The sequence below is a fragment of the Calothrix sp. NIES-2098 genome (genome assembly GCF_963875125.1).
Taxonomy (GTDB): Bacteria; Cyanobacteriota; Cyanobacteriia; order Cyanobacteriales; family Nostocaceae; genus Aulosira.
Map to the genome: position 1 here is coordinate 60,594 of NZ_CAWNKJ010000001.1, position 16,702 is coordinate 77,295.

General features: G+C 39.9%; 13 protein-coding genes and 1 tRNA gene. 11 read left to right on the top strand and 3 right to left on the bottom strand.

What is annotated here, in order from left to right; translation table 11 throughout:
- Positions 1-62 precede the first annotated feature (62 nt).
- Together AACU33_RS00225 and AACU33_RS00230 are read left to right on the top strand one after the other, a co-directional pair.
- Positions 63-284, top strand: a complete 222-nt coding sequence (locus tag AACU33_RS00225; protein ID WP_339375668.1) for a hypothetical protein — start codon at positions 63-65, stop codon at positions 282-284.
- Between the two features lie 306 nt (positions 285-590).
- The gene (locus tag AACU33_RS00230) at positions 591-950 is read left to right on the top strand and encodes a hypothetical protein (protein WP_096586499.1); all 360 of its coding nucleotides are present in this window, start codon (positions 591-593) and stop codon (positions 948-950) included.
- A 109-nt stretch (positions 951-1,059) separates the two neighbouring features.
- Here the strand turns inward: AACU33_RS00230 and AACU33_RS00235 are convergent, their stop codons facing one another.
- A complete protein-coding gene (locus AACU33_RS00235) occupies positions 1,060-2,250 on the bottom strand; it encodes an aminotransferase class V-fold PLP-dependent enzyme (RefSeq protein ID WP_096586500.1) in 1,191 nt (396 codons plus the stop codon).
- Between the two features lie 149 nt (positions 2,251-2,399).
- Between AACU33_RS00235 and AACU33_RS00240 the strand changes: the two genes are divergently transcribed.
- The 8 genes from AACU33_RS00240 to ftsH2 all read left to right on the top strand — a co-directional run bounded on the left by AACU33_RS00240 (position 2,400) and on the right by ftsH2 (position 13,845).
- The gene (locus AACU33_RS00240; protein ID WP_096586501.1) at positions 2,400-3,908 is read left to right on the top strand and encodes a TM0106 family RecB-like putative nuclease; all 1,509 of its coding nucleotides are present in this window, start codon (positions 2,400-2,402) and stop codon (positions 3,906-3,908) included.
- Between the two features lie 113 nt (positions 3,909-4,021).
- Positions 4,022-5,206: an esterase-like activity of phytase family protein gene (locus AACU33_RS00245; RefSeq protein WP_096586502.1), complete on the top strand. Its 1,185-nt coding sequence runs from the start codon at positions 4,022-4,024 to the stop codon at positions 5,204-5,206.
- A gap of 356 nt (positions 5,207-5,562) precedes the next feature.
- Positions 5,563-7,182 (top strand): serine/threonine protein kinase, encoded by a 1,620-nt coding sequence (locus tag AACU33_RS00250; protein WP_096586503.1) that lies wholly within the window; start codon positions 5,563-5,565, stop codon positions 7,180-7,182.
- A 102-nt stretch (positions 7,183-7,284) separates the two neighbouring features.
- Complete coding sequence (locus AACU33_RS00255; RefSeq protein WP_096586504.1) at positions 7,285-8,853, top strand: serine/threonine protein kinase; 1,569 nt, start codon at positions 7,285-7,287, stop codon at positions 8,851-8,853.
- Between the two features lie 147 nt (positions 8,854-9,000).
- Positions 9,001-9,074 (top strand) — tRNA-Asp (locus AACU33_RS00260).
- A 173-nt stretch (positions 9,075-9,247) separates the two neighbouring features.
- Positions 9,248-10,693: a glutamate--tRNA ligase gene (gene gltX / locus AACU33_RS00265; RefSeq protein ID WP_096586505.1), complete on the top strand. Its 1,446-nt coding sequence runs from the start codon at positions 9,248-9,250 to the stop codon at positions 10,691-10,693.
- A 236-nt stretch (positions 10,694-10,929) separates the two neighbouring features.
- Positions 10,930-11,424, top strand: coding sequence for a hypothetical protein (locus tag AACU33_RS00270; protein ID WP_096586506.1), 495 nt, complete (start codon positions 10,930-10,932; stop codon positions 11,422-11,424).
- A gap of 534 nt (positions 11,425-11,958) precedes the next feature.
- Positions 11,959-13,845 (top strand): ATP-dependent zinc metalloprotease FtsH2, encoded by a 1,887-nt coding sequence (gene ftsH2 / locus AACU33_RS00275; RefSeq protein WP_096586507.1) that lies wholly within the window; start codon positions 11,959-11,961, stop codon positions 13,843-13,845.
- 258 nt (positions 13,846-14,103) lie between these two features.
- Here ftsH2 and AACU33_RS00280 read toward each other — a convergent pair whose 3' ends face one another.
- Together AACU33_RS00280 and AACU33_RS00285 are read right to left on the bottom strand one after the other, a co-directional pair.
- Positions 14,104-14,337 carry a Nif11-like leader peptide family natural product precursor gene (locus tag AACU33_RS00280; RefSeq protein ID WP_096586508.1) on the bottom strand — a complete coding sequence of 78 codons (234 nt, stop codon included), beginning with the start codon at positions 14,335-14,337 and terminating at the stop codon, positions 14,104-14,106.
- A gap of 652 nt (positions 14,338-14,989) precedes the next feature.
- Positions 14,990-16,012 (bottom strand): isopenicillin N synthase family dioxygenase, encoded by a 1,023-nt coding sequence (locus AACU33_RS00285; protein WP_096586509.1) that lies wholly within the window; start codon positions 16,010-16,012, stop codon positions 14,990-14,992.
- A 327-nt stretch (positions 16,013-16,339) separates the two neighbouring features.
- Between AACU33_RS00285 and AACU33_RS00290 the strand changes: the two genes are divergently transcribed.
- Positions 16,340-16,612, top strand: a complete 273-nt coding sequence (locus tag AACU33_RS00290) for a hypothetical protein (protein WP_096586510.1) — start codon at positions 16,340-16,342, stop codon at positions 16,610-16,612.
- The last annotated feature ends 90 nt before the right edge of the window (positions 16,613-16,702 follow it).

Consider the following 16,702-nt stretch of genomic DNA (forward strand, 5'->3'; position numbering starts at 1 on the left):
GATCTAGAAATTAACCTCTGCTGGGTTTATCTATTTTTCGCTTTACTTGTGCTGGAGAACACATGAAATTCCAGTACCTGCTAATCAATGCGAAAGTCCGGTTACGAACATTTGTAAATTGGCGATCGCAACCGCAAATCCATAAACCTAAGCAATATGACGATAAGTACTCACAGGTAATCCAGTCTGTTGCTTCACATCAATTAAGGATTTGTATTCACCTCTTTGTCTTTCTGCTACGATTTTTTGTGCGATCGCAGATGTCTCTAAAATATAAATCCTGAAATATATGGCTAATTATGTGCATTTTTATGCAAATCTGTAGCTTTTAAAAGTAGTAATTTAAATATTTATCATTTTCATTTTTATAAATTGGATAATATATATCAAATTAACTTTCTTTAACATAATGTTGCATTTTGCAAATATCTGCAACATTGCTCAAACAGCTATTTTTGGATATTGATTTTATTTAGAATAAATAAGAAAACATTGACCGATTAAGTATATTTAATTACAATTGATTGTAAAGAGTAGCCTATAATTTGGCAAATAGAAACAGCAATAATCAAAGAATTGGGATAAAACTTATGAACGCTAGAATTGTTGCTTTATTAGCAATTATGACAGCTGTTGCAAGCTTAGTAAGCCCTGTTCAAGCACAGTCATCAGAAGCCTCAAGCCAAAATCCAGAAAAATATTCCCTAACTGGTAATTCTTTGACTGGAATTGATAATCGCAATTCTCAGCAAGATTTTAATAGCTTTTTTGAGCAAAACAACCCTGTAATTGTTCCTACTACAAATAGGGTAAACACTAACATTTCCAAAGATTTGCAGCTGCAACAATCGCTGTCAGCACCTAACAGTTCTGTTTACTTTGTACCTGTTCAGTCTTTTAATGGCAATGACGGAACCCAAGTACAGTTTGATTTGGGCAATAGTAAATAGTTAGGGTCATTGGTCATTTGTCATTTGTCATAAGTTATTTTCCTCCTTGTTTCCCCCTTCCCCTGCTTCCTCATCTTCCTTATCCTAATTGTCCCTCTGCTTTCTGTCTCTAAGATAAGCAAAATCTTTGAACAGCCTCAATTAATTGGTCAATTTCTGATTCTAAAGTAAAATAATGGACGCAGGCGCGGACGCAATCGGGATCGCGAATTTGCCGAATAAATAATCTTTCTGACTCTAAAAATTGCACTAACTTTAAAGTAGTTTGGGGTTGTTGGTTAGTCAGTTGAAACGAGACTAAACCGCTTTCGGGGGGAGAAGTCCGCAAACATTTCACATTCGGTAAAGCCGCCAACTGTCGCCATAGGTATTCACTGTGGCGACAAATTTTTTGATAGCGTTCCTCTGGAGTTCCCCATTGCTGATGAATGGCGATCGCTTCTTTTAAACCCACGTACAATGGATAATCTGATGTCCCGACTTCGTAACGTTGTCCGTCGGGATTCCAATCTATAGGTTTGCCGCGATCGTCTAAGATGACACTACGCCAACCAACAAATGTCGGCTTTAAGCTAGCTTGTGCTTCCGGTCGCACATATAAACCACCCACACCAGCCGGGCCGCATAGCCACTTATGACCTGTGAAAGCATAGAAATCTACCCCCAATTCAGTTAAATTTAAAGGCATTGCGCCAACCGATTGGGCTGCATCTACTAAAAGTAGAGAATTATTATTCCTACAGACTTCAGCAATTTTCTTTAAAGGTAAAAGTTGACCTGTGTTCCAAAGGATGTGGCTTAAAGCTACTAAGCGGGTATTAGGGCTTAAATGCTGGGCGATAACTTCTACAGGATCGCCTGTATTTAAAGTATCCATCAGAGGACAAGTACTAACTTCCACACCAAATCTGCGGCTGATTTCTTGCGCGATCGCAATTATCCCTTGATGTTCGCAATCAGAAAGCAGTATACGATCGCCAGCTTGCCATTCAATACCCCACATGGCAATATTGCAACCAACAGTCACATTTTCTGTCAGGGTTATCGTGCTTGGTGGTACATTCAACTCAGATGCGATCGCTTCTTTTGTCGCTTTCACATTTAATCCTATCCAACGACCCACCTCATTACCAAAAGGGCCTAGTTGTTGAATATGAGTTTGAGTTTGAGCGATCGCATCCATTGCCCCTTGAGCCATCGGGCCTTGACCGCCATAATTAAAATATGCCTTATTCGCTAAGGCGGGAAACTGCTCTCGATAGCTATCTAAACTCTTGTGTGTGGTAGAAAGACTGGTCATAGTAATTTTGAGATTAAACTGGCAAAAATAGTGCTTTATACTTTGAAATTAAAGATTTTGAATTATTTTCCATTATTTCACCCAAGCCCAAGGCACGATCGTGATTTGCCTTACTCCCATAAAGTACTAATTCTTGCTAGCTTAAAGGAATGTTAATTAGTGCCGATCTGTTACTGCAATATCAACGCTGTAAGCGCCGACCTTTTTTAGATAGTTACGGCGATAAAAACCAGCGAGATACTCCCAATGAGTTGCTGCTAAAACTACAACAGGACAAAATTGCTTATCAAAAGAGTATTTTGGCTAATTTGTCTTACCATCAGCCTGATTATTCTAGAAGAGACTGGGAAGCGGGACAAGCAGCAACTTTAGAATTGATGCAGCGTGGGGTTGAGTATATTCGTCATGGAATCTTGTCAGTTAGTTACGACGATTGGGTAAACATAGAAGGTGAAAATTTTTCTACCTCACCAGATTATCAAAAATATACCTTACTCAGCCGTCCAGATTTACTTGTGAAACAGCCAGGACAATCTCGTTTTGGAGATTGGATATATGTACCAGCAAATCTGGAAATGGGTAAGCGTCCCAAGCAAGAATATCAAGTAGGAGTTGCATATCACGCGCAGATCTTGGCGATTATTCAGGAAGCTGCACCTCCAACAGGTTTGCTGAAATTGCGTACCAGAGAAACTACTTATGCAGTAGATTTACTGAAGTGGACGCCACAAATGCAGCTGATTTTATCAGAGTTAATTCAAGCTTTAGAGTCACCTGATGCCGCAGAAGTATTTATTGCCCGGCAAAAATGCAATCTTTGTCACTGGTATAGTCAATGTTATGCGATCGCTCAATCGGAAAAACACCTTTCTCTGTTACCAGGCGTCACACCAATTCGTTACAGTCAACTCCAAGCACTGTCACTGACTACACTAGAATCTCTTGCTAGCACCAGCCCCAGCATACTGGAAAATTTACCTGGTTTTGATACTCAAGTCGCACACAAACTAGTAATACAAGCTCAATCTGTACTCCAAAATCGTCCGTTTATCTTACCTTATCCCCCACCAATAGAAACTATTACCTTTACGGCTCCCATCGAAATTTATTTTGATATTGAAGCTCAACCAGACTTGAACTTAGATTATCTCTTAGGAATTTTGGTAGTTAACAGACAAACCAACACAGAACAGTTTTATTCCCTGCTAGCAGAAACACCAGAAGACGAAGAATTAGTTTGGCAACAATTTCTAGATATAGTTTGGCAATATCCCGAAGCGCCAATTTATCATTTTTGTGCCTACGAATTTGATACAGTCAAACGTCTGGCAAGACTGTACCAAACTCCATATTCTTCAGTACGCCCTGTACTAAATCGATTTGTCGATGTATACGAACAATTAATTCAAAGCGTTGCCTTACCTATAGAAAGCTATGCGCTAAAAGCGATCGCTCGTTGGTTGGGGTTTGAATGGCGCGACAAAGAAGCTAGTGGTGCTAAGTGTATTTACTGGTATGACTTGTGGCTAGAAACAGGCGATCGCACTTTATTGGAGGTAATTCAACGCTACAACGAAGACGATTGCCGTGCCACTCGCAAAGTTAAAGACTGGCTCGTACAATTTTTTCAGGAAGAATATTATTTGCGGCCTGCTTAGTAAGAGTCAAGAGTCTATAGTCAAAAAATCATCCTTTACCCAGCACATATATGTGCCATAGCTTGGGCATGATAATGTGTTTGGTGACTTTGAGAAATTAGCGATCGCTATCCATGCAGTCCATCAAAAAACTCTTGACTTGGCCAAGAATTATTTATCTGATTATCCCCATACTAATTATCAGCTTTTTATGGAGCAATTTAGCATCGGGTGTTGTCACAGTTAGCGAAATAAAGTTCATCGGACAAGCCACTCTTCCCAAAGGATTAACATTCCAAAAAACTTCCGTGGGAGGTTTGTCTGGAATCACTTACGACCCTAAAAACGACCTTTATTATGCTATTTCTGATGACCGTAGCGAAAAAGCTCCCGCCCGTTTCTACATACTTAAAATTGACCTCAGTCAAGGCGCGCTGAAAAATGGTGGTGTTGTACCTGTTGGTGTCACCACGTTGTTAAATGAAAGTGGTGAAAAGTTTGCTCCCGGTACCAGCGATACAGAAGGAATTGCTTTAACTAGTAAAAAAACTGTCTTTGTTTCTTCTGAAGGTGATGTGAGGCAATTAATTAATCCTTTTATTCAAGAATTTTCCTTATCTACTGGTAAGGCGATCGCATCACTACCTATACCAGACAAGTTTTTACCTACTAAAAATGGTCGGTATGGCATTCGCAATAATTTAGCTTTTGAAAGCCTGACCATTTCACCTAACGAAAAGCAATTATTTACAGCTACCGAAAATGCTCTAATTCAAGATGGTGTAGAAGCGCAACCCAATACCAGCACTTCCTGTCGAATTTTACAATACAACTTGCTGACCAAGCAGCCAGAAAAAGAATTTCTTTATCAGACTGAACCAATATCACCTTTTTTGAATTTTACTGGCAAATTTGCTAGCGGTTTGCCCGATTTAGTCGCCCTCGATAATCGAGGAAGTTTCCTGAGTTTAGAAAGGTCTTTTACAGGTTTGGGTTTTGCTATTTTACTCTTTCAAGTTTCTTTAGAGGGTGCTGATGAGATTCAGCATATCGATAGCCTCTTAAGTATTAACCCCCAAAAAATCAAACCTGTGCAGAAAAAACTGCTCTTAGACTTGAGAACTATAGACGTGTTGCTTGACAATATTGAAGGCTTAACCTTAGGCCCTAAATTACCTGATGGTCAACGCTCATTAATCTTAGTCAGCGACAACAACTTTAACGCTCTACAACGTACACAGATACTAGCCTTTAAGCTCAAAATCGAATCCCCACTCATTAGGCTATTGCGCCGTTTTATCCCCAATCTTAACCCCTGATTTTTAAAGGCATAATCTCTTACATTAAATGTATAATTATACTCTTGACATTTTATTTCTAGAAGTATTATTACTCTAACCGTATATTCACTGAGAAAATTAGGCAAATGTATTGGGTCGATTTGCGGATTCAGTGGAAATTCCCATACGGATTGCAGAATAAATATGTTACACCATGTTTAAGAACTGTTGCAGATAACTTTCCCATAATTTTATTAAAAATTAAACAAGTTTTGTAGTAAATTTCACCTCATATGATTAACTCTCTAAAATTATTAATCTTGTTTATAGATAAAATAAAGCCTTAAGGAGGGTTATTTTAATAACTTTCTGATTTTATTTTTATAAATAATTTTATGGTGCAGAATCCAATTCCTAATCTAGCTAACTCTAAATCTGAATTAGATATTTATATTGGGAAATTCTTAAATAATCGTTATTTAATCCGAGATTTGATTGGCAAAGGTGGGATGGGTAGAGTTTACCTAGCAGAAGATGTTGCCAAAGGCGGAATGGCAGTTGCAGTCAAAATTCTCTCACTTAGTCTGGGTAGCCAGCAAATGTCCCAACGCTTTGCTAGAGAAATCTTTATTGGCGCCCAATTAGGCCGAAAAAGTAAAAATATTGTTCGGGTATTTAGTTATGGTGTCACCGAGGAAAATATTCCATATTATGTCATGGAATATCTCCAAGGTAAAAATCTCAAACGTATACTCAAAAAGCAAACATTATCTCTTACTCAACTTTTAGATATTTGCTATCAAATTTGCTTAGGCTTACAATGCGCTCATCAAGGTATCATCCATAAAGGAGAGAATTTTCCGATTGTTCATAGAGATATTAAACCCGAAAATATTTTTCTCATAGAAGATCATAAAAAAGAGAATATAGTTAAAATTCTAGATTTTGGTATTGCTAAATTTTTAACAGAGCGCAGTGGGATGACTCTCACAGATTCTTTTATAGGTAGTTTGCCTTACTGTTCTCCAGAACACATGGAAGGACGTAAACTATTGGATGTGCGTTCTGATATCTACAGTTTAGGAATACTGATGTTTGAAATGTTTGCTGGAAAACATCCATTTCAAACTACGAGTAACTCTTTTGGTAGTTGGTATCAAGCTCATCACTTTCAAAATCCACCTACATTTGGGGAAGTTAATCCACAATTAGCGATCCCCCAAACATTGCAAAAATTAGTGATGAGTTGTTTAGCCAAAGAAGTCAGCGATCGCCCCCAAAATATTCAAGAAATATTAGAAACTTTAGACAAGGTTAAATTACAGCTTGAGCGTAGCGCTGCTATTAGTATTACCGAAGAGTTGCAAATACCTACCCTGCAAATAGTACCTGTCACATCATTATCAGAAAAAGAATGTTTACAAAAGACTTGGCCTAAAAATAGACCAATTGCACCAATTGGGTTTCCTTATTTATTACATACATTTCAAGGAACAATCCCAACTTTTTGGGCTATGTTACCCAAAGCAGAAATTACCAAATTTTTAGATCAAAAACATAGCACAGAATTTGTTGCCAAAATGAATATATATCCAATGGTGCTATGGATAACAGCATTATATAATTCCCAAGTTTCTCAAACAAAATGGCTCTCGTGCTTTTTAGATATGAATGATAGCCGAGGGCAAAAAATTATGCGAAGTTTAGCTGAAGTTGGCTATTATCATTTGTTATTTTTTTCTATCGAAGAGCCACATAATTGCACTCATGTCATGACATTGACTCTCACGGGTAGCCAACGCCAACAACTGACAGATTGGTTAGCAACGAATCCCACTTCTCAGGAATTTATTTCTACGAAGCAAGCAAAAATTATTTTGAAAGCAGAATATGAAAGATTAAAAACAGTAATACTACGTAAATTGGTAACTGCTCCAGAAAAGAAAGAAGTAGGTTTAAAAGCTTGGGCATCTAAACTATATTATTACTTTCTCCAAGTTATTTTGCGCCGTTGAAGCTTGAATAAATATATTGAGAATATTTAATATTAAGAAATCATTTATTTTAATATGCTAACCTTTAGGTTGAAATTGGAGAGTATATAAGAGGTTGTAAAGGTGAACCAAAGCTCATTTGCATCTCCACAGGAAACAGGGTTACTTGCCAATCGCTATAAATTGATCAAAGTAATTGGCAACGGAGGCATGGGCAAGGTTTTTTTAGCACATGATGTTTTGCTAGGAGGAATACCCGTTGCGATAAAATTCCTCTCACAAACCGTTGCAGACCCAAAGATGCAAAAAGATTTCGCGAGAGAAGCTCTCATGAGTGCAGCTTTGAGTCAAAAAACGATACATATAGTCAGAGCGTATGATTATGGCGTAAGTGAAAAAGGCAACCCGTTTTACGTCATGGAATATTTATCTGGCAAATGTTTAAAGGAATTAATTCCTGTAAATTTGCCAATTTTTATGACTTTGACACGCCAGATTTGTTTGGGCTTACAATGTGCCCATCAAGGCATAAACATGGACGGTAATATCTATCCTCTAGTTCATAGAGATATTAAGCCAGCTAATATATTAGTTCTTCCAGATCCTATATTGAGTCAGTTAGTAAAAATCCTCGATTTTGGGATTGCTAAATTTTTAAATTATGCAACCACAATCAGCACAAATAAGGGCTTTCATGGCACATTACCCTATTGTTCGCCAGAACAACTAGAGGGAGGAGAATTAGATAGTCGCTCTGACATTTATAGCTTAGGAGTGATGATGTTTGAAATGCTCACAGGTGAAAAACCTTGGCAACCCGAAACCGATCATTTTGGTGCTTGGTATAAGGCACATCACTTTGAAGCACCAAGAGCGATCGCCCAGGTTAAACCTCATCTGCAAATACCACGAGAGCTAAACGATCTAATTATGGCTTGTATGGAGAAACAAGTCAGCGATCGCCCACAAAATATCGCTCAACTGCTGCAAGTCTTAGACAATATCAATCGCTCTAATTATCTCAGCTTGCCCACAAATATGAGGATAGGGGAAGCGAGCAGTAATATCCAAGTAGAATCTGCTAATAAAAATTCCGCAAATCTTCCTCCGATCTCTGAGTTACCTGTAGCTGTGGAAAAAATTTGCTGGAAACTTACCTGGCCGGAAAATAAGCCAATTCAAGAAATTGTTTTTCCCCAAATTCTGGATACCGAACCACAACCTGTAACATCAATCTGGTTGATGTTGTCAAAACAAGAAATCAAACAACGTGCCATTTCAATACGTTACAATGAATTTCTCTTCATTACATCTCCTCACCCCATGCTGCTGTGGCTGACAGTTTTGTACAATCGCAAACTCGGCCCCAAGTGGCTACCTTGCTACCTCGATATGCACAACCCACAAAATCATCGACTGGTATCTTCCTTGGCAGAAAATGAACGCTATCCTCTAATTTTATTTACTATCGAACCACCCCACACCTGTGCTAGCGTCATCAGCAGTTACATAGAGCCTACGCAGCGGCAAATGTTGAAAAATTGGGTAAAACAAAGTCAAAGTCTACCACCCTCTTCTCAGTGCCAATTGAGCAAAAACATCTTAAAGCAGCAGTATCGACAAATGCAATCGCAAATACAGCAGTATCTGGCATCAATGCCGCAAGCTGTAGCATCAAGCACTATGGTTTGAGGAGGAGGAAGAAATAAGTAATAACTTCAGACTTTGGACGCTTGACTCTGGACAAATGACCAATAACAAAGGACTTCTAAAATTTCTTAGTTCCAGATCCTTGACAAACCCAAAAAAAAGGTACATAATAGCAAAGTTGCCAATTAAGGGACTGTAGTTCAATTGGTTAGAGCACCGCCCTGTCACGGCGGAAGTTGCGGGTTCGAGCCCCGTCAGTCCCGTTAAATTTTATCATCCACCATTGCTGAGTCCTGAGTTGATTGGGGTAAAAAGGATTTATTTTCAATGTTTATTTGAGAATTTCTGTCTAGCATACCCTATATGAGCGATCGCCTTAAACTCGGCATTCAGCGCTTGTTATATTAATCATGCTTTGAGAAAGAGAGAAAGAACTGTGACTGTTAGAGTCCGTATTGCTCCAAGTCCCACGGGAAATTTACATATTGGTACAGCTAGAACGGCTGTGTTTAACTGGCTATTTGCCCGCCACAACGGCGGAAAGTTTATCTTGCGTATTGAAGACACAGACCTAGAGCGATCGCGTCCTGAATATACAGAGAATATCCTCGAAGGGTTGCGCTGGTTGGGGCTGAACTGGGATGAAGGCCCATTTTTTCAATCTCAACGCCTGGATCTTTACAAACAAGCAGTAGAAAAACTGCTAGAACAAGGATTAGCCTATCGCTGCTATACCACTTCTGAAGAACTAGAAGCTTTAAGGGAAGCCCAGCAAGCTAAAGGGGAAGCACCGCGCTATGATAATCGGCACCGCAACCTCACCCCAGAACAAGAAGCTGCTTTCAAAGCTGAAGGACGTAGCTTTGTAATTCGCTTCAAAATCGAAGATGAGCGCGAGATTGTCTGGCATGACTTAGTAAGAGGAAAAATGTCTTGGCGAGGAAGCGATCTCGGTGGTGATATGGTCATCGCTCGTGCTTCCGAAACAGGTGTTGGTCAACCACTATATAACTTTGTCGTTGTGGTTGATGACATCGATATGCAAATTACCCATATCATCCGGGGAGAAGACCATATAGCCAACACAGCCAAGCAAATTCTCCTCTACGAAGCTTTAGGGGCAAAAACCCCAGAATTTGCCCATTCTCCTCTAATTTTGAGCAGAGATGGACGCAAGCTATCTAAGCGGGACGGCGTTACTTCCATTTCTGACTTCAAAAAATTAGGTTTCACCCCCGAAGCTTTGGTGAATTACATGACTTTGTTGGGTTGGTCGCCACCAGACTCTACTCAAGAAATATTTACCTTAGAATCCGCAGCCAAAGAATTCAGCTTTGAACGTGTCAATAAAGCAGGTGCAAAGTTTGACTGGGCGAAATTGGATTGGTTAAACAGTCAGTATATCCACAGTACCCCAGTAGATAAGCTGACAGATTTACTCCTACCTTATTGGGAAGAAGCAGGCTTTAAATTTGATGGCGGACGAGATCGCGCTTGGTTAGAAAAGCTAGTAGCTTTAATCGGCCCTAGCCTGACGCGGCTCAAAGATGCTGTGGAGCAGAGCCAACTGTTCTTTACAGATACCGTTGAATTTAGCGAAGAAGCCACTAAACAGTTGCAGCAAGAAGGTTCTGCGGCTGCTCTGCAAGCTATTGATGCAGCTTTGGACAGTCAAACGCAATTACAAGAAGCCACCGCGCAAGAAATTATTAAGCAGGTGGTCAAAGCCCAAAATGTGAAGAAAGGGTTAGTAATGCGATCGCTTCGAGCCGCTTTAACTGGAGATGTTCATGGCCCCGACTTAATCCAATCCTGGTTACTACTCAATCAAATTGGTTTAGATCGATCGCGTTTGAGTAAAGCCATAGCTCTAGGCAGTTAGCTCCCAGTCTTTGGGAATATTTTAGGTTTTTAGAGGCGCATCTAGGTGCGCCTCTATTAATAATAAAAGCAGCCACAATAATTGTGAGTCGTGGCACCAATTACCAACCCAATTTCTGAGAAACTAAATCAACCCTTAGGCGTGCATCTTCCAAAAGTAGTTAATTCTTCTATTTTTGGGAACTTGGTGTGTAAAATTCATGTCATCAACTCCACTTAGATAACCATGTAATTAAAATGCCGAAAAGAGCGCTCAATAAAGGGATAAGATTATCATTAGCGGTATTTTCAATCTTCGTCACATCGATCACTCATGCCGTAGCGGATGTGCCACCAACACCACCAATATTTGGAGATGCCACCATTGGCAAGAATTTTTCCCCAGATCCCTTTACTGTTCGGGGTATGAGTGGCGGCTCAGTCTCAGGAAACCAAGTTGCGAAGAGAACGGAAACTGCTACTGGCCCGTGTACTGGATTTGTTGATGAAGCACCAGACCATAAATTGGAATTAACAAATAAATTTGACTATTTAAAGTTGCAAGTGCAAAGTCCCGAAGATACAACGCTTATAGTCAAAGGCCCTGGTGGCACATGGTGCAATGATGAGTTTGATGGTAAAAATCCTGGCATAGTTGGTGAATGGCTTCCAGGAACTTACCAGATCTGGGTTGGTTCCTATGTTAAAGGCAAGTATTTTCCTTACACTCTCCAAATTACAGAAGTTAAATGAGATACTTGCAACCTCCAATACATCAGCCTTAAAGCTAGAATTTCCGCATCCAAAATCGGGTATCCACAATAGGATAGAGGGATAGAGGAATGGCAATGACTGAGGAAGCAGGCTTGATTCATGCTTCCTAATCTTGACTTTCCCCTAACCCTCTTGTCTTTTGTGGTGAAATTTTGTATTAAAATTAAGTTAACTTTAATTAAGATTCGTGTTGTCGTTAGAGATTTGCTGTAAGACCCTTAGAGCTTCTGTGGCGATGTACGCAAAACATCAGATTAAACAAAATGGATTTATCGAGATCCGTTTCACAGCGATTTAGCAACCAAGAAAGGATGGATGATGACAAAAAAGTTTTGAATCTCAGATTAAACGCCTTATAAGTAGCGTCAGCAAAAGGCTACGCCGCTTGCAGGGTAAGTTAGGTTGAAAAATTTTATAGTTTTTACTCCACTCTCATCCTGAAATTGGCAGGATGATTGAATCGTTTGGTTGCTAAAGCTGATGAGTTTTATTGGCATCTAGAGGCAGATTAAGATGAAATTTTCTTGGAAAGTCCTATTACTTTGGACATTGCCTGCTTTGGTAATTGGCTTTTTCTTCTGGCAAGGGGCATTTGCTAGTGCTCCTGCTGACATGACGAAAAATGCAGCCAATACCCGCATGACCTATGGCCGGTTTCTAGAATATTTGGACGCTAATCGCGTTAGTAGTGTGGATCTCTATGAAGGCGGTAGAACAGCAATTGTCGAAGCCGTAGATCAAGATATCGAAAATCGCGTTCAACGGTGGCGGGTAGATTTACCTGTTAACGCACCTGAGTTAATCAGCAAGCTTAAAGAAAAAGGAATTAGTTTTGATGCCCACCCCATGCGCAATGATGGAGCGATCTGGGGACTGTTAGGCAATCTCGTTTTTCCAATTTTATTGATTACCGGGTTGTTCTTTTTGTTCCGTCGCTCTAGCAATCTTCCCGGCGGCCCGGGTCAAGCAATGAACTTCGGTAAATCTAAAGCGCGCTTTCAAATGGAAGCTAAAACCGGAGTTAAATTTGACGATGTAGCAGGTATTGAAGAAGCTAAAGAGGAATTACAAGAAGTTGTCACCTTCCTCAAACAGCCAGAAAGATTTACAGCTGTTGGCGCGCGCATTCCTAAAGGAGTGCTGTTAGTTGGCCCTCCAGGAACTGGTAAAACTTTACTAGCAAAAGCGATCGCAGGTGAAGCTGGCGTACCTTTCTTCAGCATTTCCGGTTCGGAATTTGTGGAAATGTTTGTGGGTGTGGGTGCTTCCCGCGTGCGCGACTTGTTCAAAAAAGCCAAAGATAACGCCCCTTGTATTATCTTTATCGATGAAATTGACGCTGTAGGTAGACAGCGGGGTGCTGGTATCGGTGGCGGTAACGATGAGAGAGAACAAACCCTCAACCAACTGCTTACCGAAATGGATGGTTTTGAAGGTAACACTGGCATCATTATTATTGCTGCCACAAACCGTCCTGACGTATTAGATGCCGCGTTATTGCGTCCCGGACGCTTCGATCGCCAAGTAACCGTTGATGCACCAGACATCAAAGGACGTTTGGAAATCTTACAAGTCCACGCTCGGAATAAGAAATTAGATCCCAGTGTATCCCTAGATGCGATCGCTCGTCGTACCCCTGGTTTTACGGGTGCAGATTTAGCTAACTTACTCAACGAAGCAGCAATTCTCACTGCTAGAAGACGCAAAGAAGGAATTACCCTCACCGAAATTGATGATGCTGTGGATCGGGTAGTCGCAGGGATGGAAGGTACACCCCTGGTTGACAGCAAGAGTAAGCGCTTGATTGCTTACCACGAAGTGGGACACGCTTTGGTGGGAACTTTGTTAAAAGACCATGACCCAGTACAGAAAGTTACTCTGATTCCTCGCGGACAAGCACAGGGTTTAACTTGGTTCACTCCCAACGAGGAACAAGGTTTGATTTCTCGTTCCCAACTGAAAGCGCGGATTACTGGCGCTTTAGGCGGTCGTGCAGCGGAAGAAGTAATTTTTGGCCCGGCAGAAGTAACCACTGGTGCAGGTGGAGACTTACAACAGTTGTCGGGGATGGCTAGGCAAATGGTTACTCGCTTCGGAATGTCAGATTTAGGCCCCTTGTCCCTAGAAAGCCAACAGGGAGAAGTGTTCTTAGGTCGTGACTGGATGACGCGATCGGATTATTCTGAATCTATCGCTGCGCGGATTGATGCTCAAGTTAGAGCGATAGTAGAAGACTGCTACGAAACAGCCAAGAAGATTATTCGCGACAATCGTAGCGTCACAGATCGCTTAGTTGATTTGCTGATTGAAAAAGAAACCATTGACGGTACAGAATTTCGTCAGATTGTGGCTGAGTACACAGATGTACCTGAGAAGCCTCAGTATGTACCACAGCTATAATCAATGATTTAAAACTTTTCAGATGGGTATGGTTAAATAACCATACCCATTTTTATTTTTTTGTTGTGCAGATATGTCTACCAGCCTTATCTTTAATTAGCGATCGCTCTTGGTAAGTTAGGTAACTCCAAAGCTCTAAATGCCCATATAGCAAGTATTAGGTGACTCAGGTCGGGAGGTTTGTATCTATGCACAAAGGGCAATTCAGAAGTAAGAGCAATCAAATATGTTTGCACTTTCTATCGCCTAGAGCGTTCCTTATCTAGGATGAATGTGCTGTCTAGGGCCCCAGCCTGGATTGATAATAGCGGCTAAATCTTCTTCAGATAATTTATTGATTTCAGTCTCTAATTCTTCCACCGTGAAGTCATAGCCACGCTCTTTAGCAATTTGGATAAACGCTTCGGGATTGGCTGTGGCTTTCAGTCTTTGCTTTAATGCTTGATCTTGTTTTACAGCTTTAAAAAGTTGGGCAGCATTTTGTTGCGGCATGACAGTCCATCTCCTGTTTGAAACATCAGATTTGAATTGAGTAATTTGACTCCTGTCGTTTTGCCAAGTGTAGTTGAGAATATTCTAAATAAGCTTATAGACTTTTATCTTAAAACTAATAACAAAAATAAATTGCTTTTGATAAAAAAATATAAGTTTTGGCTAATACCAGCAAATTGAGAGCAATCTCCCAATTTTAAAGTGTGGCGATATTAAACTTTATATAGTTATTGAGCGATTTTAGAGTAAACCCGAAGACCACAAAACATTGTTGCCAACACTATATGAGCCAAATTGAGAGCTTGGTAATCCAGAAAATTCACGAGCGATCGCTTAACTCAATTTACTTTAACAATGACTATCTATCGTTAGGAGGAAGACAGCGTGAATCTGAAGTAATAGTAATACAAAATTAAAGCATAGCTACTAACAAAGCCTAGGAATTAGCAAATCTGAGATTTATTCAATTAGGAGTTTATCTGTTGTGTAATATACTTCTGTTTGAGTAGCAAAGCTATCTCGATAATTACTACCCGTGTTGACGATAACACTATATAAATTAATTTTGGTGCGGGGAGATGTATGCGAAATGAGGAAGCTATTAAGTTGTTGAAATAGCCGACTCTTCAGCGTCAAACCGCCTGCTAAATTTCTACAAAACTGCTCTTCGCAATTCTGGGAAAACTTTAGACACCTTACTCAATAAATAATCACCATAAGTTCCACAAAATTCATGAATGCTAGCTTTATCCCAACGTTCTTCGCGATCGTCATTTATTATTACTCCATCTAAAGGAAGCGGCTTCACTTCCACATCAAAATTGGGATCGAAAAAGAAAGGGAACGAAAGGCGATCGCATCCTGACAGATTTTGAACGCGATGAGGTGTAGAACGATACAAACCTCCAGTCATGCGATCGAGCATATCCCCAATATTGCAAACAAAAGAATCAGCAACAGGAGGCGCAGCAATCCAGCGTGACTGAGATTTCACCTGTAATCCACCTGAATTATCCTGTTTGAGAATAGTCAAAACACCATAGTCAGTATGTTCTCCTACACCCCACCTCTCTTCACCCTCATACGGTGGTAAATCTGAAGGATAGTTAAAAATCCGAAATAAAGTTAACGGATCGGATGTATAACGTTCAGCAAAATACGATTCTTCCAGTCCTAAGCTAAGAGCAATACCAGCCATTAGCCTATGTCCAAGTTGCGTCATCGCCTCCATATATTCCAGCACAGTCTCGCGGAATAAAGGAATGTTGGAAGGGAAGAGGTTAGAACCATGCATCGGTGTCCCAGCTTTTACAAGCGGATGATTTTCTCCTAGTTCTGCACCAAAGTAAATACCTTCTTTAATATCCGGTTTACCTGATGTGAGTTCACCCCCAACCGGAAAATACCCCCGCCATGCTTTTCCACCCAAAGCCATCCGAATTTCTAGTTTCGTTTCCAAATCCTGGGCGAAAAACTTTCGGCTGAGTTGTTCCAACCTTTGCTGCAAGCGTTCATGTACACCATGTCCGACAATGTAGAAAAACCCGCACTCACGACAAGCTTGTCCAATTTTAGAAGCAACTGTTAGGCGATCGCCTTTTCCAGAGACTAAGGGACTAATATCGATTACTGGAACATACGAAAATCCTTCTTCCACAACTTGTGAGTTTTTCATGTTACTCTCTTCCTCGTTGTGTGCGGTGTATAAAACTCACATCAAAAGAATTATGACGCAGATATTGTTGAACTGCTACAAGATTTAACAATAGTAGGGAAATCAATTATGAATTTATCAATTCTGTATTCAATTTGAAAATCTTCTATGACAGTAATCAAACTAATGTTTATCTTAAATAAGATCTTATTTAAATAAGCGATTAATCCTTGTTAGTGCCCATCTTTTGATAACTTATATTTATCCTTATCACAAGAAAGAGTATTTGTTGTTATTCATACAGCAGAATACATTAAAGATATCAACTTAATTAATGCAAAAAATTTTATGGATGCACCTACTACTACTAAAGATATAGATTGGAGTTCGATTCTTTGCCAAATCAAATATACAAAAGGTCAAAGCTTACCTACTTATCCTGGGGATTTGAAAATAGCATTGCTCAATCATACAGGACTAACAAATAATCCCAAAGCAGAGCAAGCATATCAGCTTGCTAGAGACATTGCTAGATTAACAACATACAGCGATCCAGAAATTGTCTATTGGTTCTCTCGTCTTATAGCTCTAATCGATGATGAAAGCTATCCCAAATCATAATTTCTTAACCAGAAATCTAGCAGTCATCTCCTTCCAAATCATAACTTTAGATAGATGACAAGTAATTATCTAATGGAAATAAAAAAATAT

Excerpts from the sequence above, each read along its gene's own strand:
- AACU33_RS00225 (WP_339375668.1), top strand. The coding sequence starts at position 63 with ATGAAATTCCAGTACCTGCTAATCAATGCGAAAGTCCGGTTACGAACA.
- AACU33_RS00230 (WP_096586499.1), top strand. The coding sequence starts at position 591 with ATGAACGCTAGAATTGTTGCTTTATTAGCAATTATGACAGCTGTTGCA.
- AACU33_RS00235 (WP_096586500.1), bottom strand. The coding sequence starts at position 2,250 with ATGACCAGTCTTTCTACCACACACAAGAGTTTAGATAGCTATCGAGAG.
- AACU33_RS00240 (WP_096586501.1), top strand. The coding sequence starts at position 2,400 with ATGTTAATTAGTGCCGATCTGTTACTGCAATATCAACGCTGTAAGCGC.
- AACU33_RS00245 (WP_096586502.1), top strand. The coding sequence starts at position 4,022 with ATGCAGTCCATCAAAAAACTCTTGACTTGGCCAAGAATTATTTATCTG.
- AACU33_RS00250 (WP_096586503.1), top strand. The coding sequence starts at position 5,563 with ATGGTGCAGAATCCAATTCCTAATCTAGCTAACTCTAAATCTGAATTA.
- AACU33_RS00270 (WP_096586506.1), top strand. The coding sequence starts at position 10,930 with ATGCCGAAAAGAGCGCTCAATAAAGGGATAAGATTATCATTAGCGGTA.
- ftsH2 (WP_096586507.1), top strand. The coding sequence starts at position 11,959 with ATGAAATTTTCTTGGAAAGTCCTATTACTTTGGACATTGCCTGCTTTG.
- AACU33_RS00280 (WP_096586508.1), bottom strand. The coding sequence starts at position 14,337 with ATGCCGCAACAAAATGCTGCCCAACTTTTTAAAGCTGTAAAACAAGAT.
- AACU33_RS00285 (WP_096586509.1), bottom strand. The coding sequence starts at position 16,012 with ATGAAAAACTCACAAGTTGTGGAAGAAGGATTTTCGTATGTTCCAGTA.
- AACU33_RS00290 (WP_096586510.1), top strand. The coding sequence starts at position 16,340 with ATGGATGCACCTACTACTACTAAAGATATAGATTGGAGTTCGATTCTT.